At 60.3% G+C, this 19319-nt stretch carries 16 protein-coding genes and 2 pseudogenes; 5 read left to right on the forward strand and 13 right to left on the reverse strand.

Going from position 1 to position 19319, the window contains the following annotated elements; genetic code table 11:
* Positions 1 to 58: 58 nt before the first annotated feature.
* Positions 59 to 1666: pseudogene (locus HGP16_RS26820) on the reverse strand (glycoside hydrolase family 3 C-terminal domain-containing protein); the annotation flags it as partial.
* Positions 1667 to 1732: 66 nt separating this feature from the next.
* On the opposite strand from HGP16_RS26820, the gene HGP16_RS26825 reads away from it, so the two are divergent.
* Positions 1733 to 2851: an IS110 family transposase gene (locus tag HGP16_RS26825; RefSeq protein WP_168843014.1), complete on the forward strand. Its 1119-nt coding sequence runs from the start codon at positions 1733 to 1735 to the stop codon at positions 2849 to 2851.
* A 299-nt stretch (positions 2852 to 3150) separates the two neighbouring features.
* Here the strand turns inward: HGP16_RS26825 and HGP16_RS26830 are convergent.
* Positions 3151 to 4059, reverse strand: a pseudogene (locus HGP16_RS26830) (glycoside hydrolase family 3 protein); the annotation flags it as partial.
* Between the two features lie 472 nt (positions 4060 to 4531).
* On the opposite strand from HGP16_RS26830, the gene HGP16_RS26835 reads away from it, so the two are divergent.
* Positions 4532 to 5500, forward strand: a complete 969-nt coding sequence (locus HGP16_RS26835; protein WP_168843075.1) for a DUF1402 family protein — start codon at positions 4532 to 4534, stop codon at positions 5498 to 5500.
* Positions 5501 to 5548: 48 nt separating this feature from the next.
* Here the strand turns inward: HGP16_RS26835 and HGP16_RS26840 are convergent, their stop codons facing one another.
* Both HGP16_RS26840 and HGP16_RS26845 read right to left on the reverse strand, forming a co-directional pair.
* Entirely contained in the window at positions 5549 to 6166 is a 618-nt protein-coding gene (locus tag HGP16_RS26840; protein WP_168843015.1) for a hypothetical protein, read from the reverse strand.
* Between the two features lie 172 nt (positions 6167 to 6338).
* Positions 6339 to 6956, reverse strand: coding sequence for an FMN-dependent NADH-azoreductase (locus tag HGP16_RS26845; protein ID WP_168843016.1), 618 nt, complete (start codon positions 6954 to 6956; stop codon positions 6339 to 6341).
* A gap of 84 nt (positions 6957 to 7040) precedes the next feature.
* On the opposite strand from HGP16_RS26845, the gene HGP16_RS26850 reads away from it, so the two are divergent.
* Complete coding sequence (locus tag HGP16_RS26850; RefSeq protein ID WP_168843017.1) at positions 7041 to 7415, forward strand: winged helix-turn-helix transcriptional regulator; 375 nt, start codon at positions 7041 to 7043, stop codon at positions 7413 to 7415.
* Between the two features lie 33 nt (positions 7416 to 7448).
* On the opposite strand, the gene HGP16_RS26855 is transcribed toward HGP16_RS26850, so the two are convergent.
* Positions 7449 to 8576 (reverse strand): ROK family protein, encoded by a 1128-nt coding sequence (locus HGP16_RS26855; RefSeq protein ID WP_168843018.1) that lies wholly within the window; start codon positions 8574 to 8576, stop codon positions 7449 to 7451.
* A gap of 241 nt (positions 8577 to 8817) precedes the next feature.
* Here HGP16_RS26855 and HGP16_RS26860 point away from each other — a divergent pair, with 241 nt between their 5' ends.
* A complete protein-coding gene (locus HGP16_RS26860; RefSeq protein WP_168843019.1) occupies positions 8818 to 9675 on the forward strand; it encodes a glycerophosphodiester phosphodiesterase family protein in 858 nt (285 codons plus the stop codon).
* Between the two features lie 21 nt (positions 9676 to 9696).
* Here the strand turns inward: HGP16_RS26860 and HGP16_RS26865 are convergent, their stop codons facing one another.
* Positions 9697 to 11211, reverse strand: a complete 1515-nt coding sequence (locus tag HGP16_RS26865) for an FAD-dependent oxidoreductase (protein WP_168843020.1) — start codon at positions 11209 to 11211, stop codon at positions 9697 to 9699.
* Between the two features lie 55 nt (positions 11212 to 11266).
* Between HGP16_RS26865 and HGP16_RS26870 the strand changes: the two genes are divergently transcribed.
* The gene (locus HGP16_RS26870) at positions 11267 to 11758 is read left to right on the forward strand and encodes a MarR family winged helix-turn-helix transcriptional regulator (protein ID WP_168843021.1); all 492 of its coding nucleotides are present in this window, start codon (positions 11267 to 11269) and stop codon (positions 11756 to 11758) included.
* Positions 11759 to 11834: 76 nt separating this feature from the next.
* Here the strand turns inward: HGP16_RS26870 and HGP16_RS26875 are convergent, their stop codons facing one another.
* The 7 genes from HGP16_RS26875 to HGP16_RS26905 all read right to left on the reverse strand — a co-directional run bounded on the left by HGP16_RS26875 (position 11835) and on the right by HGP16_RS26905 (position 19143).
* Positions 11835 to 12290, reverse strand: coding sequence for an RpiB/LacA/LacB family sugar-phosphate isomerase (locus HGP16_RS26875; protein ID WP_168843022.1), 456 nt, complete (start codon positions 12288 to 12290; stop codon positions 11835 to 11837).
* Between the two features lie 11 nt (positions 12291 to 12301).
* Positions 12302 to 13072, reverse strand: a complete 771-nt coding sequence (locus HGP16_RS26880) for a triose-phosphate isomerase (RefSeq protein WP_168843023.1) — start codon at positions 13070 to 13072, stop codon at positions 12302 to 12304.
* An 8-nt stretch (positions 13073 to 13080) separates the two neighbouring features.
* Entirely contained in the window at positions 13081 to 13845 is a 765-nt protein-coding gene (locus HGP16_RS26885; RefSeq protein WP_168843024.1) for a DeoR/GlpR family DNA-binding transcription regulator, read from the reverse strand.
* 122 nt (positions 13846 to 13967) lie between these two features.
* Positions 13968 to 14906, reverse strand: coding sequence for a sugar-binding transcriptional regulator (locus HGP16_RS26890; RefSeq protein ID WP_168843025.1), 939 nt, complete (start codon positions 14904 to 14906; stop codon positions 13968 to 13970).
* Positions 14907 to 15032: 126 nt separating this feature from the next.
* Complete coding sequence (locus tag HGP16_RS26895) at positions 15033 to 15965, reverse strand: sugar phosphate isomerase/epimerase family protein (protein ID WP_168843026.1); 933 nt, start codon at positions 15963 to 15965, stop codon at positions 15033 to 15035.
* A 27-nt stretch (positions 15966 to 15992) separates the two neighbouring features.
* Complete coding sequence (locus tag HGP16_RS26900) at positions 15993 to 17504, reverse strand: glycerol-3-phosphate dehydrogenase (RefSeq protein WP_168843076.1); 1512 nt, start codon at positions 17502 to 17504, stop codon at positions 15993 to 15995.
* Positions 17505 to 17592: 88 nt separating this feature from the next.
* Positions 17593 to 19143, reverse strand: a complete 1551-nt coding sequence (locus HGP16_RS26905; protein WP_168843027.1) for an FGGY-family carbohydrate kinase — start codon at positions 19141 to 19143, stop codon at positions 17593 to 17595.
* Between the last annotated feature and the right edge of the window lie 176 nt (positions 19144 to 19319).

Raw genomic sequence — 19319 nt, forward strand, 5'->3', positions numbered from 1 at the left:
CGCAGTCGTTGCGCCCTGGCGCCCATCCCCCCGGATCCGTTTGCTGCTGACCGTAACGTCAAATCGAACGGTCGCCGGTTTCGCCGATCCATTCATCTGCAAGCTCGATCGTCACCGTGGAGCGGATGTCGGCGGCATTGGCGGCGGCAACGAGCTCGTAGCGGCCGGCGGCCGCGCGGAACGCCTTCGTCCCCTCGTCAAAATAGCTGAGATCACGCGGCCGCACGACAAGAGAAGCCGTGCCCGTTTCGCCGGGCGCCAGCCGCAGCTTGGCAAAGGCGCGCAGTTCCTTTTCCGGACGCTCGATCGTGGAATCGATTGGCCGCACATAAAGCTGCACGAGTTCGGAGCCGGTTCTCTCGCCAACATTGGTGACATCGATCGTCACGGTGACACCCTCTGCGCTCATCCGCGTCGTCGACGCCTTTGCCTCGCCCCAGGAAAAGCGCGTGTAGCCAAGACCGAAGCCGAACGGAAACAGGGGTTCGATACCGCGGGTATCATGATGACGATAGCCGACAAAGACGCCTTCGGCGTAACGCACATGCCCATCCTTGCCAGGATAAACCTTGGGATCCCCAACCATGGCGCAATTGTCCGAGAGACGTTTCGGGAAGGTCTGCGGCAAGCGGCCGCCGGGCTCGACATCGCCGAACAGCACATCGGCAACGGCATGCCCCAATTCCTGACCGGGATACCACATCTGCAACACCGCCCTGACCTTGCCGATCCAGGGCATTTCGATCGGACCGCCCGTCTGCAATACGACGACGACATTGGCGTTGACGGCTGCCACGCTCTCGATCAATTCCTCCTGTCGGCCGGGCAGGCGCATGTCGGGTAGATCGAGCCCCTCGGTATCCCATTCGCCGTCACGACCGACAAAGAGCAGGACGACATCGGCGTTCTCGGCCTTTGCGACGGCATCCAGCATATCGGCCTCACCGAGCGGCTTTTCGACGCCGAAACGGACCGCCGTGAGGTTGATCCCCTCCTCGCTCGTCGCCGGCGAGCAATATTCGACGATCATCTGATATCGCTGGCCGGCCTCAAGATGAATAGCCTGCCGCTGTTCGACATTGGCCGTGCCGAAATAATTGTCGCCGCGCGACCAGCCGTCATAGCCATTCACGACAAGCTTGCCATTGACATAGAGCCTGGCGAGGCCGGCATTGGTCATGCCGAATACATGCTCGCCGCTTTCCGCCGGAATATAGGAGGCTGTCATGCGGGCGGAGAAATTGCTGGGATCGAGCTCGGAAGACGGCAGCTCGAACCAGAAGAACTCGCCCTTGTTCGCCGTTTCGATGGCCATTGCCGGGCCGGCAAAATCGCGGCCCTTGAAGTACTCCACCCGCATCTCGCCGGAAAAGACGTTGATCAGCCGATTGTTACGGCAGGCTGCTGCATAGTGAATGCTGTTGGCATTTGACAGCGCGTCGCGAATGCCCTCAAGGGGGCTGACTTTATAATGCGCGGCAATCTGGGCACTGCCGCCGCCCATGACACGGGCTTCGGCCGCATTTGGGCCGATGACGGCTACATGCCCGAGCCCTGTTTTCTGCAGAGGAAGAATGCCGTCATTCTTCAAAAGGACTGCGCCTTCGGCGCCTAGCTGACGGATCAGACCGTATGTTCTCGGGGTGAGCGTGGCCCGCCCCCGCAGTAAGCTGAATTCGGGGGTTGCTCTGGATTGGCCGGAGCCGAGCCCCAAGCTTAGCGAGGGCGAACCATGAAAGAAGGTAGCGTAATTTTCATTGGCCTGGATACATCCAAGTCGAAGATTTCAGTTGCGATTGCCGAAGGAGCGCGCAACGGCGAGGTGCGGTTTTTTGGCGACATCTCCTCGGAGCCGGCGTCCGTGGCATCGATGGTCAGTAAGCTTTCCAAGCGCGGCGCCAAGCTTCATTTTTGCTATGAGGCCGGTCCCACGGGTTATGGTCTTTACCGCCAGATTGTCGAGTTGGGGCATGACTGCGTGGTCGTGGCGCCGTCGTTGGTGCCCAAGCGTGCGGGCGACCGGGTGAAGACGAACCGCCGGGACGCCGTAAGCCTGGCGCGCCTGCACCGGGCCGGCGAGCTGACCCCGGTCTGGGTTCCGGATCAAGGCCATGAGGCGATCCGCGACCTGGTGCGAGCCCGCGAAGCTGCCAGCGACGCGCTGAAACAGGCGCGCCAGCAGATTCAATCTTTCTTGTTGCGTCACGGCCGCATCTATACCGGACGCAAACCATGGACGCGCGCCCATACAAGATGGCTGACGTGCCAGGCATTTGATCACCCCGCCCACCAGATCCTGTTGGCAGAATATTGCCAGGCCATCGAGGATGCCGGCGTGCGTCTGGACCGGCTGACCCAGCTGGTGGTGGAAACCGCGGCATCCTGGTCGATGGCCCCGGTTGTGGCCGCCTACCAAGCGATGCGCGGCGTTGCATTGATGACAGCGGTTACCTTTGTCGTCGAAATCGGCGATGTCAGGCGCTTTGATAATCCCCGTCAGTTGATGGCGTATCTCGGTCTCGTGCCGTCGGAGAGCTCGACGGGCGAACGGGTCAAGCGTGGTGGGATCACCAAGGCAGGCAACACAAGAGCCAGAAGAGTGCTCATAGAAGGCGCTTGGACATATCGCTTCCCCGCACGGGTAAGCCCAACGATCCAGGCACGGCTGGAAGGACTGCCAAGGACGGTTCGCGAGATTGCCTGGAAAGGTCAAGTGCGCCTTTGCGCGCGCTATCGAAGGCTGGTGGCGGCAGGCAAGCCGAAAGTCATCGCTGTCACAGCCATTGCCAGAGAAATGGCCGCGTTCCTGTGGGCAATCGGGCAGGAGGTCGCTCCGGCAACAAAGGTTTAAAGCGCCGACCGTCGGCGGAAAATTATCGAGAAACCCAATCATCTGTCTGATGTGCAAAGTTGGAGGCAGGGCTCCGGTGGGGAACCCTCGCGGACTCTATGTGGCGGATACATCCATGCCCGAAATTAGACAGAGACAGCCCCAGACGAACACACGGAAATGCGGTATCCAGCCCGCGCATAAGAGTATGCCAGCCGTCGTCTAAATGCCCTGTCTCCTGCTTTGTGCATCAGCTTCACGCATGACCTCGTCGTCAAAGGCGAAAGAAAAAACGCGGCTAGAGAGCTTGCAAATGAACATAAGAGAGTCCTGTCCTCCGGCAGATCCAGCGCCTGCTCGCTCAAATCAGGTGCTTTTTCGAAAGCGCCTACATGTTCGAGCAGCGTCAATATGCGGCGGGCGGCTTCGCGCACCGTCTCCGCCTTGACCTCGCCGTTGCGCACAGCCGCCACGAGCTTGTCGCCGCGATCGCGCGTCGGGCCGGGCATTTCCAGATCAAGTCCGGCATTGATCGTCGGAACGGTCGAATGTGAGCCGAACCAGTCGGACATGACAATGCCATCGAAACCCCATTCCTCGCGCAGAACCTTGGTCAACAGCCAGGGATGCTCACTGGTATAGGTACCGTTCAGCCTGTTATAGGAGGACATGACAGCCATGACCCCCGCCCTCTTCACTGCCTGTTCGAACGGCGGCAGATAGATTTCGCGAAGCGCCCGCTCGCCGATATCCGAGGACATCGTCTGACGCTCGATCTCGGATTCATTGCCGGCGAAATGCTTGATGGTGGCGGCAATGCCCTGGCTTTGCACACCCTGGATATAGGCGACGGCGAGTTCGGCCGTCAGCACTGGGTCTTCCGAATAGCATTCGAAATTGCGGCCATTCAGGCCGGAACGATGAATATTGACCGTCGGCGCCAGGAGCACTGATGCCCCCTTGCTCTTGGCCTGGCCGGCGAGCGCCACGCCCATGCGTTGAACAAGCGCCGGATTCCATGTGGCCCCAAGCGCGATGGCGACGGGAAAGCAGGCAGCGTTGACGCCGGCAACCAGCGAGCCGGCGCCGCGCGCACCGTTCGGACCATCCGTGACCTTGATCTTCGGAACGCCGAGACGCTCGACCGGCACCGTGGTCCAGAAGTCGGCGCCGGACAGCAGCGAAGCCTGCTCTTCAAGCGTCATCCGGTCGAGAATATTATCAATCATAAGGCCTCCCGAACTATGTGCTAGCGTTTCCCCAACCATGAGTTGGTGGAGATTCGCTTTTAATTCAAACAAATCATCAACGCGCCCGATGATCTTCTGCTAATCTGCTATGCTCATGAAACAACATATCTTTTTATCCGCGCTCAACTTCATAACAGTCAGAAATCATAAATTCCACGGTTGATTGGACTCCTTCCCCCGCACGATGGCAAAAAGAACCGGTTCGCTAAAAATACGAATAATCTTCTTTCGAATAAATTTGACCGCATCGGATGTCATGAGCCCAGCTCATGGAGCCGAGTGTGCGTTCGTTCCTAGTCGCTGCGAGCTTTCTGTGTATTGCCGGTCTGTTGTTTTCGACGGCCACATTGTGATTCGCGCGGGGGCAGAAGATGCCGCCCTTGCCTTCGTATATCGATCGCGTATGAAGATTGTCCCCGTGCCGGGGAATATTTTGAAAGTCATCTTGTCAATGCGAACACGCCTGTCGACACTCCCGGCACTCGGTTTCCTTTTTGTCTTTGCGCTCACGAATGCCTGCTTCGCGTATGAACTCGTGCGCGTCCCCCCGGGCAATCGCAACAGCGTTCAGCCCCCGATACCCAACACTTCGGTGCTGCGGGCCAAGGCGTTCAACACGACATATGACGAAAAATACCAGAAGATCGTCAGCGTGTTTCGCGAGGACAAGGACCTGATGGCTTCGATCAGGAAGGCCGCAACGGCCTATCAGATCGACCCCATCCACATAATCGGCGCGCTTGTCGGCGAGCACACCTATAACATCACCATCGTGAACAGGGTGAAGTCCTATTACGTCAAGGCACTTGCCTATTCGCAATCCAATTTCAAGTTTGCCTATAAGGACGTGACCGTCCAGACCTTCCTGAAGAAGCCGGAATTCGCCCATTGCGATGCCTTCACGAGCAGCGCTGAGCTATGGGAATGCCGTGATGAAACCTGGGACACGAGTTTTCGTGGCAAGCTCATCGATGGCGCTATCTATGAAAACATGACGTTCCAGCGTGCCTTCTTCCAGCCCTTCTTCGCAGGCCAGACCTTCGGTCTTGGTCAGATCAGTCCGTTGACCGCGCTCGAGGCCACCGACCTCGTGCATGCGACCAGCGGTTTGCCGAAATTGTCCGTTGATGATCCGCAGGCAATCTACCGTGACATCATGGATCCCGATCGCAGCGTGATCTATATCGCCGCGATCGTCAGGGATGCGATCGACGCCTATCGCGCCCAGGGTTTCGACATCACCGACAATCCCGGTCTGACGGCAACGCTCTACAATGTCGGGCAGCCACGGCGCCGCGCACTTGCCTTGCGGCAGGCCGCGGACGCTTCAGGCGGCAAAAAGCTGCCGGAAGAGAATTATTATGGCTGGCTGGTGAACGACCGGCTGCCGGAGCTGCGTGGCTTGCTGGCAGAACAGTGATCGCGGGAGAGGTCTGCGAAGCTCTCAAAGCCGATCGCATCGAATAGCTTACGCGAGCAGGCTGACGCGGCCGTTGGCGATCTTGTTTTCGACCCAGACACGCTCATTTTGCCAATCGTGCCGCTTCCATCCTTCCCAGCTGAAGCCGCATAGTTTGACGTCCCATTCGGACGCCGGAAAGTTTGCGAGCGTATAACAGATGCCGAGGAAGCCCGTGCTGGGAAAGACGTCCCGCATGCGAGGCCTGGAAATGCCGAGCTCGTTGCAACCGTCGATATAGGTCTGCGGCGGCATGATGCGGATCTCCTTGCCGGCCTTGCCCATCCGTTCGATCGCCTGCATCGTCCAGTCGGCCCTCCTGCCCTGCAGGCGCTGAAAGATGTTGGGGCGGGGATGATATTTGCGGATGATGTTCGGATGGTAGGCGAGCATCAGCACCTTCACCGCCTTCAATGCTGCATTGTCCAGAAAGTCCGGATCGATCAGCCGCCGATACAAGGTCTTGCTCGATGCGACCAGCATGATCATGTCGGTCCGTTCGCCGCTCATGCCCCCGGCGAGGTTCGGCTCGTTGAAGCGCATGACGAATTGCGCATCGTCCACGATCCCTGAGAGATCGCGCTCGAGTTTGCCATTGCCAATGATGATTGCGGTCTTGCGCGCCAATGCTGTCGTCCGGAAAAAAGAGGCCGTGCTTTAGCAATGGCGTCTGACAAAGCGCTGAAGCATTGATGATGCGGAAATGAAATGCGCCCCCCGAACGGGCTGCGCGCTGAAGGAAGAATGGGCTCCGCCCACAAGGCACAAGCCCATTCCGCATGGACCGTTGCGGCTAAAATCACGCCGCCCGTTCGAGCACAGAACGTATCTGCGTTTCGGCTTTGGCAATGGCCGCATGTGTCGCCTCGGGGCCGTAGGCCGTCCCTTCGACGCGGATGGTTTCGATGTCGGTCACGCCCATGAAGCCGAGCAGATGAACGAGATAGTTCGTCTGAAAATCGAAGGCCGCATGGGCACCCTCGGAAAAGACGCCGCCGCTGGCCGTCACAACGTAGGCTTTCTTGCCGCTTAGAAGGCCACGGACACCGCTCGCATCGTAGCTGAAGGTTACGCCGGGCCAGATGATATGATCCATCCAGGCCTTGAGTTGTGAAGACAGGCTGAAGTTGATCATTCCGGAGCCGATGACGATCACGTCGGCGGCCTTGACCTCGTTCACCAATGTCTCTGCAAGCACCACGGCTTCAGCCTGTTCCGGTGTCCGCGCTTGCGAGGGCGCCATGCGGCCTTCGATATACGCCGGCGTGATATGCGGCAGTGGCCGGGCCGCCAAGTCGCGTATCACGAGTGTTCCACCCAAGCGCTCCTTGAGCCCCTCCGCGATCTCGGTTGCGAAGCGTGTGGACAAGCCTTCTGCCCCACGCGGGCTCGAGGTTACGACGAGAATGTTGGTCATTTGCTGACTCCTGATAAGGGTGGTAATTAATTGTGACCAACACTATTAATGTAACTATTTCGCTCTCCGCAAGAAGGCACATTCATGACACTGAATGACATTGATTTTCCCATCCCTCATTTCGACGATTGCCGGATGGTGCGGGAAATTCTCGATCGCATCGGCGACAAATGGAGCCTGTACATCATCGCCGTGCTCAAGGACGGTCCCTTACGGTTCAACGAATTGCGACGGCGGATCGATGGCATTTCCCAGCGAATGCTGACATTGACGTTACGCGGGCTGGAGCGCGACGGGCTGGTGACGCGCACGCTATTCCCCACCATTCCACCCCGAGTGGACTATGAACTTACCAAATCCGGTCGGGAACTGCTTGGTCCGGTGATGGCGCTGGTGGGATGGGCAACCGCTAATCAGGATGTCATTCACGAGGCGCGCGCTCAATACGACAAGCGGTAGGTGCGGCGTTGCGACAGTAATTCTTTCAAATGCCTATAAGAAATACCGGAACTTCAACGGCAGCAGCGCGGTTCCGACCGCGCTGGCATCGCCCTTCGTCTCGCTGAGAACCAACCGCGGCCCGAGCGGTGCGACACCATAACGATGCGGGCGCTGCGAGGGCACTTTCGCGCGTTCGATCATCATCTGCCCGAGCCCCGGCGGCAGCTGACCGCCGAAGACGATCGCCTGCGGATCGATCACTCCGGTAAGCGTCGCAATCAGGCGATCGAGCATCGGCATGGTCTCCGAGAGCCAGCTCTCCACGCCCGGCCAGGAAGGATCGAAATCTTGCTTCAGCTCCTCGATGGAGCCAATCTCGATACCGTTCTTGCGCAATATGCGGATAAGATATTGCAGAGCCGGCCGTCGCGGCGCCTCCTCCGGATCATAGATCACGCTGAACTCCCCCGCATTGCCATGGAACCCTAGGTGGGGCCTGCCCTCCAGAATAAGGCCACCGCCAAATCCGTAATTGAAAGACAGGTAAGCGAAGGTCTGGCACCAACGCCCGACGCCGCGCAGGCTTTCGCCGATGGCGCCGGTCGTCGCATTGTTTTCCAGCCACGCTGGCAGCCCGAACGCATCTTCGAGCTCCGGCTGCAGATCGATCAGCGACCAGTCCCGCAAAGGCTCCGGGGCATTGAAGTGGCGAGCATCGCCGACGAAGAAGCCGGACATGGCGAAGCCGAGCCCGATGAGGTTTTTGCGCGGTATCTCATGTCGCATCAAGATCGAGTTCAGTTTTCGGGCAAGCGCGGCCAGCGTTGCCTTGCGATCACCTGGCACGCTCCTAAGCGTCTCCTGACTGACGATATCGCAGCCGAAATCGGCGACCGAAAGGGTTACGGCGTCGGTATTGACGGAAATGCCGATCGAGTAAGCAGCTTGCCTTGCCAGTTCGATTGTTGGGCTCGGTTGCCCGCGTGCTCCCTTGAGGGGCGCACCGGCGCGAAGCAGACCGCGCGCCATTAAGGTTTCGACCAGGCGGTACACCGATTGCTGGGTCAGATTGGTGTGGGTCGTTATGGTCGCGCGCGGGATCGGCTCATGTCGGCGAACGATATCGAGGATGAGGCGTTCGTTTTCGCTCGCCAGCGGGGATTTCTCAAGCGCTGTCATGACTGCAATTCCAACCCTTTGAGCCGCCTTAGCCTCTCGTATCCGTGGATGCAATCCGCATCACCCGCATCTTCAAGGTGACCTGTCACAAATATTACACTTTATGTGTATTAATAGCCATCCAGGCGACCGATGCCGATAGCATCGCGTCGGCGCGCAGCCATTGGCGTCTGGATTCTGTCCCGGACATCAAGCGGCGCATTTCGTCAGAACGATCGATCCGCACACGAAAGCCATTCCCATGCATAGCCAGACCGCCGCCTCGCCTCGCCTTGCCGATATCTATGATCTCCTGTCCCGCGCCAATCCGGACATTCTAACGATCGCGCATCGTGGCCTTTGGTCGGCAGCGCCGGAAAATTCGCTGGCATCCATCCGCGCCGCCGCCGAACTCGGCGTCGAATTCGTCGAGATCGACACGCAGGCAACGGCCGACGGCCATCTCGTCGTCATCCACGACAAGACGCTGGACCGCACCACGTCGGCCAAAGGTGTCGTCGGCGCAAGCAGTTTCTCAACGGTCCGCGATGCGCGGCTGCGCGCCGGCGCCGGTGGGCAAACCGCGCCCCTGATGGATGAGCGCGTGCCGACGCTCGAAGAAGCGCTTGAAGAGGCGCGCGGGCGCGTTTTCGTCAATATCGACACGAAGTTTCCGCATGAGTTGCCGCTGGTCATTGCTGCCGTTCGACGCCTTGGCGCCGAGGATCACGTCATCATCAAATCCGATATCGACCCGGAAAGCCCTCAATTTTCGGTTCTCGATGCCGATTGGTTCGGCTCTATCCCGCATATGCCGATGTTTCCCGCAAGACCAGGCAAATTCGCCGACGATCTGCGGTTGATCGAGCCGCTGCGCGCGCCGATGATCGAAGTCAAGTTTGCCGACGTCGCTGATCTTGCTACCGGCCGCGAAGAACTGGAACGCCAGAACATCAGACTGTGGGTGAATACGCTCGATGTCTCCCACAATCTTAATTTCAACGACAGCCGCGCGCTCAAGGATCCGGAAAGCGTCTGGGGAACACTTGTCGCGGCCGGCGTGGGTGCGATCCAGACCGACACGAACGTCGAATTCAAGCGCTGGTTGGCAGGCCGCTAAGCTGGACCGAATAGAGCCGCGCTAATTGCAACCGGTATGGACCAAGCCGAGCCCTACCTGCGCGAGATAGGTCTCTAGGATCACCACATCGCCGCTCGCGACAATGGCACCAATGTAGCCGTCCGGACGTACCAGGACCCAATCACCGACGGCAGGGGCGTAGGCGTCACGGAAGTGACCTCCGTCATCGAGCACATCGCCCTTCGGACCGAATATATGAATATGCACGCCCTGACGCGGACGCACGGACCCTCGCTCAACCTCATAGCCGAGCAGGGTCCAGTGCGTCCCTCGGAACAAATCGAACAGCCGCACAGCTTGCCCGGCTGCACCGTGGATCGGTGCATCCGGCGCACGGTCGCCGGCAAGGAGGCCGCCAACCCGGCTTGACTGCTCCAGCGCCAGCGAGGATTCGGGATAGCCGATATCGAGCTGATGCACGTCGCGGCCGCGACGCATGTCGCCACGCTTTAAGGCATCGAGAAGTTTTGTCGCCAGGCCGAGCATCGCCGCGGCGACCGGCCTGCGTTCCTCTTCATAGGTATCGAGCAGCGCCTCAGGCGCACCGTGGGCGACCGCGGCCAGCTTCCAGCCCAGATTATAGGCATCCTGCACGCTGGTGTTGAGGCCCTGACCGCCCGTCGGCGGATGAATGTGAGCCGCATCGCCGACGAGGAACACGCGATCGACGCGGTAGCGATCGGCCAATCGCGCATTCATGCTGTATGCCGATGCCCAGGATACGGATTGGATATGAATATCGTCGCGATTGGTGCGCCCCGCCACCATAGCTTCCAGCCCTCTAGCGGAGAGTTCGATATCGCCTTCAAGAGGAATCGGGCCTTGAATTTGGCACATTCCGGTCCCTGCGAGCGGGCAAAACGAGATCTGCCGCACCATGTTTCCATCGTTGAAGCGATGCCAGGCATCGCGTGCAAGACCCGTCAGCATAACATCCGCCACGACGGCGCGGACCCCGAGGGTCTTGCCCGGAAAATCGATGCCGAGCACGTGGCGCACGAAGCTGCGGCCACCGTCGGCGCCGACGAGCCAGCGCACGCGCAAGGTTTCTTCGCCGGCCTTGCCCGTAAGACGCGCCGTCACGCCGTCCGCGTCCTGCTCGAAGCCAACCAGTTCCCAGCCGAATTCGGGCCGATGACCGAGCTCCTCAAGACGTTCGCGCATCAGGCCTTCGGTCAGAAACTGAGGCACCATCAGCGGAAGGTGATAAGGCTCGGCGGCGGTCGGAGGCTCGTGCTCCGTCACATCGGCGTCGGCATAGCCGCCATCGTCGCGGTGTCGGCGTTCGGACGGATATAACCCGCCGACCGCGACGAGCCGGTCGAGGATACCGAGATCTTCGAATATTTCCTGTGTTCGCGGTTGAATGCCCTTGCCGCGCGAGCCGTGGAACGGGCCCTCCATCTTCTCAATCAGGCGGAAGGAAACGCCTCTCCGCGCCAGGTCGATCGCCAGCGCCAGACCGGCTGCGCCCGCGCCGCAAATTAGCACATCGGCTGCAAATTTCTCTGTCATCTCAGGCTCCATATGTGTAATATGCACACATTAAGAGAGAGATGGTTCGGCGTCAATGAAAAAGGTGCAAAATACACATATTACCACGCAGCTGCGTGAGCTTCATGGCGCGTTGCTCGAAATCGTCGGCGTCATGAACCGACCCCAGCGTGACGAAGCGATGGTTCGAGAAGCGGGCATATCGCTCGACCGTGCGCTGTTCCCACTGCTTGTTCTGGTGGAAAGGCTCGGTCCCATCGGAGTTGTCGAACTGGCTGACCGCGTCGGGCGCGACTACACCACCGTCAGCCGGCAGGTCGCCAAGCTGGAGGGCCTCGGGCTGGTCGACCGCCAGGAAAGCACGCAAGATCGCCGCATTCGCGAGGCTGTCATTACCACACAGGGAAAGGCAATGACTGATCGTGTCGACGCGGCGCGTGAGAGAATCGGCCTATCTATCTTCGCCAATTGGGACGAACGGGACATCGAAGACCTGGTACGGCTCATGCGCAAATTCGCCGAAGACATCAAAAGCGATAAGCCAGGCGCCCCAGGTGGCGCGCGTTGAAGCGCGCTGCAAATACAAACAAGCCCGGCCGATCGAAAAGATCGGGCGGGCTTGTCCGCGTCTTGGGAGACGGGGCTTAACGGGCGTTATACTTCGCATCGACCTCGTCGATAGCCTTGACGTTGCCGGCCGAGCGGCCGTTCTCGTCGAAGGTCTGCGCCAGGAACGCGTCGGCGATGGCCTTGGCAAGTTCAGTGCCGATGACGCGAGCGCCCATGGTGATGATCTGGGCGTTGTTCGACAGCGCGGCGCGCTCCGCCGAATAGGTGTCGTGGGTCAGCGCCGCGCGGATGCCCGGCACCTTGTTGGCCGAGATGCAGACGCCGATACCGGTGCCGCAAACGAGGATCGCCTTGTCGTAGGTGCCGTCGATGACGCCGGAAGCGACGCGGTCGGCGAGATTGGCGTAGAACGGATCAGCGCCTTCCTCAGTGCGCGACACTTCGCTCACTTCGAAACGATCCTTCAAGTGGTCGGCGAGAACCTTGGCCAGGCCTTCGCCGGCGCTGTCTCCAGCAATAGCAAGCTTCATGATATGTCTCCTCAGAGTTTGGCGGCGCACTTGGCGAGGATGTCGAGATAGCCTTCGACATTCCAGGCGGAGCGGCCGATAAAGAGCCCGTCTACGTTCGGGCAGGATATGAGTTCTTCGCAGTTTTGCGGATTGACCGATCCGCCGTAGAGGCACGGAATTTTCCGACCAAGCACCTTTTGCGCGACCGCAATGATCTCGGCCTGGCGGGCATCGGCATAGGAGGGCTCGGCTGGGATCCCCTTTTCGCCGATCGCCCAGACCGGCTCATAGGCCAGCAGAATGTCAGCCTGCTTCTGGGCATCGGAGAGCTTCGATAGCGCGCCGATGACTTGCTGGCTCAGGATCTCGGTTGCGCGGCCGCTTTCGCGATCTGCCAGCGTCTCGCCGATGCAGATGAGCGGGATCAGGCCATGGCGCACTGCCGCCTCGGTCTTCAATCCAACGGTCTCGTTGGTCTCGCCGAAATGCTCGCGACGCTCGGAATGGCCGAGTTCGACGATATCGAGATTGCAATCCTTCAGCATCAGCGGCGAAATTTCGCCCGTCCAAGCGCCCTGGTCCGCCCAATGCATGTTCTGGGCGCCAACCTTGACGGAGCTGTCCGAAAGGATCGACTTCACCTCACGCACGGCCGTGAAGGGCGGAATGATGAAGCGCTGGATGCGGGCATCGCGCAGGGCATCGGCAGCACGCAATGCCTCGGCGAAGACGCGCGCCTCGGCAAGCGTCTTATTCATCTTCCAGCTCGTGCCAATCCAATAGCGAGGCTTCTCTGTCATGTCATATCCTAGTTCGAGGCAATGGTGAGGGTGACACCGTCCCGGCGGAATTGCTCGAGAATGGCGTCATCGGGTGCGTGATCGGTAATCACCGCATCGAAATCGGTAAGGTCGGCCATCACATGCAAGGCCGTATGCCCGATGCGCTGATGGCTGACGAGCAGGCAGCTCCTGGTCGCCGACGCAATCATTGCCCGCTTCGTGCGCACGACGTTATCGTCCATGTGATAGGCAAGCTTACCGGAAACGGCCGGCGTCGACAGGAAGGCGATATCGGCCCTTAGTCGCGACAGCGCCTCCTCGGTGACGACACCGAGAAAGGCGTTGAACTTCGCGGAATAGACGCCGCCGAGCGCGATCAGCGTAATACCGCTTTCGTTTTTCATGCGGTCGATGATCGCGGCGTTGTTGGTGATCAGCGTTAGCGGCCGCCTCTGCAGCAGCATCTCGCCGAGAACGGCCGCCATCGAGCCGTCATTGATCATGACCGTCATGCCAGGCTCGACCAGCTCGAGCGCAGAGCGCGCCATGGCCAGCTTTTCGTCATGACCCTGCCGCTCGCGGAAACGAAAATCACTTTCGAACTGCGTCCCGGCATCGATGGTCGCGCCGCCGCGAACCTTGCGCAGCACGCCGGCCTGCTCGAGATCATCGAGATCGCGATGGATCGTCATCTTGGACACGGTGAAGCGGTCGGCCAGATCGTCGAGATCGACGGTCTTGTGCTCGACAAGCAGATTGATGATCGATTGCTGACGCTCTTCCCGTTTCACCTTGCGCTCCGGCCACTAACCAGAAATGGAACTAGAGAAAACATAACATCGAAATCTCACAATTCAACATTCCTATTGTTAGATTGAGATGCTTTTATGTTTCCACCCAGTTGGTAGCAGGCTTATGCTTTCAGCAGTGCTTTCGCCGTTTTCTCATCCGTAATCAGCCCGTAAAGACAGCGGCTCTTCAGGACGGCGCGAATGGCTTCGACCTTGGGCAACCCGCCGGACAATGCAACAAGGCGTTCGTTCTCGGTGCGCGGCAGGGAGGCGGAAAGCGTGCGCGCGGTCAGCGTCGTCTCCAGAATCTTGCCATCCGCATCGAAGAAATGACCGAGGATTTCGCCGACGCCGCCGGCCGCGGTAATCTCCTTGATCTCCTTCGGCTCGACCATGCCGGACAAGACGAGCTGCGCATCTGTATCGACCGTGCCGAGACCGACGAGCTTGAGATCGGCGCCGTTGGCGAGATCGAAAACCTCCTTCACACCGCGCTGGGCAAGCAGCACATCGCGATCTTCGCGGGTGTTGGCGAAGAAGGGCACCGGCATCACATGCGACTGCATACCGGTCTTTTCGGCAATGCGATGCATCACGTCATAGGGGTTGGCCGCATAGTTTCGCGTCAGACCACCGAGCAGCGAGACGAAGCGCAGGTCCTTGGCGCTGACGCGCGCCATGTGATGAACTGCGGACGAGAGCGTTCGCCCATGGCCGAGGCCGATGACCTTGTTGTTGCCGCTTTCGATCTCACGCCGCAGAAAACCGGCGCCTGCCTGCCCGAGCGCGCGAAACTCAAAGCCCTCTTCGCCGAGATCGGGCGCAACCTCGCAATATTGCAGGCCAAAGCGCGCGGCAAGCTCCGTTTCGAGCTCGACGCATTCGACGATATCGCCGTCGATCGTCACCTTGACGACGCCGTCGGCGACCGCGCGCGCGATCAGGCGATGCGCCTTCACCGAGGGAACGCCGAGGCGCTTTGCCACCTCGGACTGCGTCAGTCCACCGGCATAGTGCAGCCACGCCGCTCGCACGGCGAGCGAATCATCCGCATCCGTCATCGACCGTTCCTTTTCATTTCGTCACGCATGGCCCCTCGCCTGCTTTTTATCTGACCATGCCCCCAAATCCGTCCCCTTCCGCAAGGGTGGGGCTCAGGTGGAATCGAGTCTCGGCCACTCCAGCGGCTAGATATGCAAGTCACTGGCACCCGTGTCGATATGAGGTGCCCAGAAGGCGATGCTTTCGGCAATCTGCGAGATGACCTGGCGATCGTTGGGCTCACGCTCCTTAAACGACAGTTCGAGGCAGATTTCGTTGTCCTTGGCACCGCCTTCGGCAAATGCCTTCAAGAGCGGCTCCGGCTGAATGCGGCCCTTGGCGTTGAATTCCGCCGTGAAGGGACGGTGGCCGCCCTTGTCCATCAGGCTCTGCTTGATATGGATGATCGGCGAAACCTTCGGCACGGCGCGTGCCCAGGCATAGGGATCATAGTCGTCGGGATTGGCCGAGGTGACATCGCCGTGGTCGATGTCGGCCATCATCCACATCGGAATGGCGAATGGGGCTTTCGTCAATCTCTCCTGCAGGGATCGACATGCCTCGATCGTCTCGCCGAATTCGCGGCCGATACTCATCGGCTCCCAGAATAGATAGGAAAGACCGGCAGCACGTGCATGCTCGGCCACCTCGCCCCAGCATTCGATTGCGATCTCGATCAGCTCCTCGCGCCGGGCTTGATCGTCATAGTCCTTATAGGTGAAGATCGCGAACTGCGTGCCGACGGAATGCCCCCCAAGATCGGCGGTGATATCGGCAAAGGTCTTGAACCAGTCGATATAGTAGCGGCGAACATCCTTATCTGGATGACCGAAATGGTTGAGACGGCCGTAGGGGCCGGTCATGCCTGATGTGACGCGAACGCCGGTACGCTTCAACGCTGCCTGCATGTCCCGTGTCAGCCGGCGGATGACCGGTGCCTGCCAGCTCGGATTGATGAACTCGTGCGTCAGCTGCAGATCGCGGATACGCAGATCGCGCGCCACGGTTTCGATCAGATCAGCCGGCTCGGCAAAGCGGTTCACCAGCGGGTTGGTGTTGAGTGAAAGCGTTAAGGGCATGCCTATTCTCCCGGCAAAGTCTGTTCTTCAGGCAGCCAGCGCCAGTTCGGCATCGAACCAGGCCGCGAAATCCGCCTTCTCCTTCGCCGTCATGCGCAGACCTTCCTTGGTGCGACGCATCAGCACGTCCTCGGGCGCCTGGACCCATTCGGAAGCGACGAGATAGCGGACTTCGGCCTCATAGAGATTGCCGCCGAAATGGCGGCCGAGTGCGGCCAGCGACGTGGCTTCGCCGACGATCTGCCTGGTGCGGGCGCCATAGAGATGGCCGTAGTGATTGATAAGCGCGCGCGGCATCCAGGGATAGGCTTCCCGTAGCGTGTCGGCGAAGGCGACGTAATCGGCATTCGGAATCTCGCCGCCTGGAAGCGTGGCGCCCCGCGTCCAATCGCCGCCCATCTTCGGGAAGAACTTGGCAAGCCGCTGCATCGCGTGTTCCGAGAGCTTACGGAAGGTGGTGATCTTGCCACCGAATACGCTCAACAGCGGCGCACCGCCGGTCTCGTCGAGATCGAAGACGTAATCGCGCGTCACGGCCGACGGATTGCCCTTGCCGTCGTCGAACAGCGGGCGGACGCCGGAGAAGCTCTCGAGCACGTCGGAGCGGCGCAGCTTCTCCTTGAAGTAGCGATTGACCGCCGTGATCAGATAATCGATTTCCTTCTCGTCGGCCGCCACCTCTTCCGGTTTGCCTTCATAGGGAATGTCGGTCGTGCCGATCAGCGCCTTGTCGCCTTCATAAGGGTTGATGAAGATCACGCGCTTGTCGTGGTTCTGGACGAGGTAGGCCTGCTGGCCGGCCCAGAATTTCGGGACGATGATGTGGCTGCCCTTGACGAGCCGGACGCTGCGCTGGCTGTTTGAGCCGACGACACGGCCGATAATGTCATTGACCCAGGGTCCGGCGGCATTCACCAATACACGGGCGCGAACGGTGCGCACTTCACCGGAACGCTGGTCGCGGGTCTGGACGACCCAGTTGCCCTGATCGCGTCGCGCACTGACGCAAGCCGTGCGTGTTAAAATCTTCGCGCCCTTGGCGGACGCATCGAGAGCGTTGAGGACGACGAGCCGGGCGTCATCAACCCAACAGTCGGAATATTCAAAACCCCTGGAATACTGGTCGAGGAGCGGCGCGCCTTCCGGGTCGCGGTGGAGATCGAGCGAGCGCGTGCCGGGCAGCTTCTTGCGGCCACCGAGATGGTCGTAGAGGAACAGGCCGAGGCGAACGAGCCAGGCCGGACGATCCGTCGGGCTGTGCGGCAGCACGAAGCGCATCGGCCAGATGATATGGCTTGCCGAGTTCAGCAGCACTTCACGCTCGATCAAAGCTTCGCGCACAAGACGGAATTCGTAATATTCAAGATAGCGCAGGCCGCCATGCACCAGCTTGCCGGAGCGCGAAGAGGTTCCTTCTGCCAGATCGCCCTTCTCGCACATGACAACCGAAAGACCGCGGCCGGCCGCGTCGCGGGCAATGCCGGCACCATTGATGCCTCCGCCGATCACGAAAAGATCAAAGATTTCCGGTTCCATTATGTCATGCTCCTTCGGATGCCCTGGTTCGAATGCCCTCGGGCATCATCAAATCAATCTTCAATGGCGGCGCTCGCCGGCCGCCAACGGGCTAGCGCTCGGCCAGCTTGTCCCAGGCAGGCGCAATCGCCTGCCGCACGTCCTTGTAAGCGTCGAACAAACGGTCGTAGCGCTCGACGTTTTCCGGATCCGGCTCCTCGGCCGTGCCGAGCAGCGGCGTCACCCAATCGGCAATGCAGCTGTCCATGTCCTGGTAGGCGCCGATCGCGACCGCGGCCATCATTGCGACACCGGCAGCACCCGCCTCTTCCCGCTCCGAAATGCGGACCGGCGCCTTGACGGCGGCAGAGAGCGAACCTCGTAACGCGCGCGAACGCGCAGCTCCTCCGGTGAGGCGCAGTTCTAAGGGCAAGTCGCCCATGGCCGCGTAACAGTCCCGCGTTGCCATGCCGAGGCCTTCGACCACGGCCCGCAACATGTCGGCAAAGCCGTGCCGCGTCGAAAGCCCGGTGAAGCCGGCGCGCGCATATGCATTGACGAAGGGACCGCGCTCGCCCGCCTCGGAAATATAGGGGTGATAGAGAAGGTTCGTCGGACGCGCCTCGGCAAACCAGGTATCGATGCGCGGAATGAGATCCGAATAGGAAACCTGATTTCCGCCTGTGGACATCAGATCCGCCGCGACCCGTAAAATCCAGTCGATATTGATGGTCGCGCCCATATTGGTCTGGACTTGCGTGACGATGCCGGGGATCGGCAGGGCGATCACATATCCCGTCCCCTCGTCGTTGAGCTGGACATCGGGCACGGCCTTGGCGCGCATATGCACGCCCGTCGACCCGATCGTCGAGCAGGCCGCATTCTGGCCGCCGGTGCGAACGCCGGCGCCGAGCGCCGTCATGACCATGTCGACATAGCCGAGGCAGACCGGTGTCCCGGCAAGCAGGCCCGCCGCCTTGGCGGCCGCCTCCGTCAGGGGATGGCTGGTCTCGCTTCCGTCGAGAATATCAGGCAGAAGCGAGCGCCGGCCGGCAAGACCGAGCGCATCGATGACGACCGGATCATATTGGCGATTGCGGAAATTGCCGAAGGTGAAACTGGCCTCAGACGGATCGGTCGCCCGTACCCCTGTCAGATTGAGATAGAGCCAGTCCTTGCAGTGCAAGGCAGTTTCGGCCCGATCGAGAAGCTCCGGCATCAAGCGGTCCATATGCGCGAGCTGCGCGCCCTGCTGGCAGGTATTGAGACCCGTGCCCGTCGCCTCGAAACGCGCGCGGTTGCCAGCCATGGCGCTCAGCCGCGTCACCGTCGATGCGGCTCGGGCGTCGAGCCAGAGCCAGGCATCATCGACCGGAATATTGCCGGAGCCGACAAGCCAGGTGCCGTCACCCTGCCCCGTGACCGCGATCGCTGCCGTTCGGGCGGCAAGGTTCTCGACCTTCTCGCCAAGTCCGCGCAGCGCGCTGACGCAATCAGACCATGTCTGGCCAAGCGACTGCGTGACCGAACCATCTTCCCCCATCTCGTAACGATTGCGCGCCGAGGCGGACACGATCTGCTTTCCGGACAATTCGAAGGCAACCGCCTTCAGAACGGAGGTACCTGCGTCGATGCCGATGATGATCCCGTCACTTTTAGGCATTGCAGGCCGGCTCCACCATCACGCGCCTTACGGCGGGGGCTTTGGCATACATCACGAACATCTTCATTCCTCCCCACCCGGTCACGAGTACAGTTTTGCCAACTCGCGCGCATCGCTGCCACATCCCAAGCTCACAGGAGCACCCGCGAATGGCCATTTCGCACATTCAATACCCT

Origin of the sequence: Rhizobium sp. P40RR-XXII, from assembly GCF_012641405.1 — a bacterium.
In the GTDB taxonomy this organism is placed as follows: domain Bacteria; phylum Pseudomonadota; class Alphaproteobacteria; order Rhizobiales; family Rhizobiaceae; genus Rhizobium.

Bases quoted from the DNA above. Each gene is read 5' to 3' on its own strand.
- HGP16_RS26825 (WP_168843014.1), top strand. From the start codon at position 1,733: ATGAAAGAAGGTAGCGTAATTTTCATTGGCCTGGATACATCCAAGTCG.
- HGP16_RS26835 (WP_168843075.1), top strand. From the start codon at position 4,532: ATGCGAACACGCCTGTCGACACTCCCGGCACTCGGTTTCCTTTTTGTC.
- HGP16_RS26845 (WP_168843016.1), bottom strand. From the start codon at position 6,956: ATGACCAACATTCTCGTCGTAACCTCGAGCCCGCGTGGGGCAGAAGGC.
- HGP16_RS26850 (WP_168843017.1), top strand. From the start codon at position 7,041: ATGACACTGAATGACATTGATTTTCCCATCCCTCATTTCGACGATTGC.
- HGP16_RS26855 (WP_168843018.1), bottom strand. From the start codon at position 8,576: ATGACAGCGCTTGAGAAATCCCCGCTGGCGAGCGAAAACGAACGCCTC.
- HGP16_RS26860 (WP_168843019.1), top strand. From the start codon at position 8,818: ATGCATAGCCAGACCGCCGCCTCGCCTCGCCTTGCCGATATCTATGAT.
- HGP16_RS26865 (WP_168843020.1), bottom strand. From the start codon at position 11,211: ATGACAGAGAAATTTGCAGCCGATGTGCTAATTTGCGGCGCGGGCGCA.
- HGP16_RS26870 (WP_168843021.1), top strand. From the start codon at position 11,267: ATGAAAAAGGTGCAAAATACACATATTACCACGCAGCTGCGTGAGCTT.
- HGP16_RS26875 (WP_168843022.1), bottom strand. From the start codon at position 12,290: ATGAAGCTTGCTATTGCTGGAGACAGCGCCGGCGAAGGCCTGGCCAAG.
- HGP16_RS26880 (WP_168843023.1), bottom strand. From the start codon at position 13,072: ATGACAGAGAAGCCTCGCTATTGGATTGGCACGAGCTGGAAGATGAAT.
- HGP16_RS26890 (WP_168843025.1), bottom strand. From the start codon at position 14,906: ATGACGGATGCGGATGATTCGCTCGCCGTGCGAGCGGCGTGGCTGCAC.
- HGP16_RS26895 (WP_168843026.1), bottom strand. From the start codon at position 15,965: ATGCCCTTAACGCTTTCACTCAACACCAACCCGCTGGTGAACCGCTTT.
- HGP16_RS26905 (WP_168843027.1), bottom strand. From the start codon at position 19,143: ATGCCTAAAAGTGACGGGATCATCATCGGCATCGACGCAGGTACCTCC.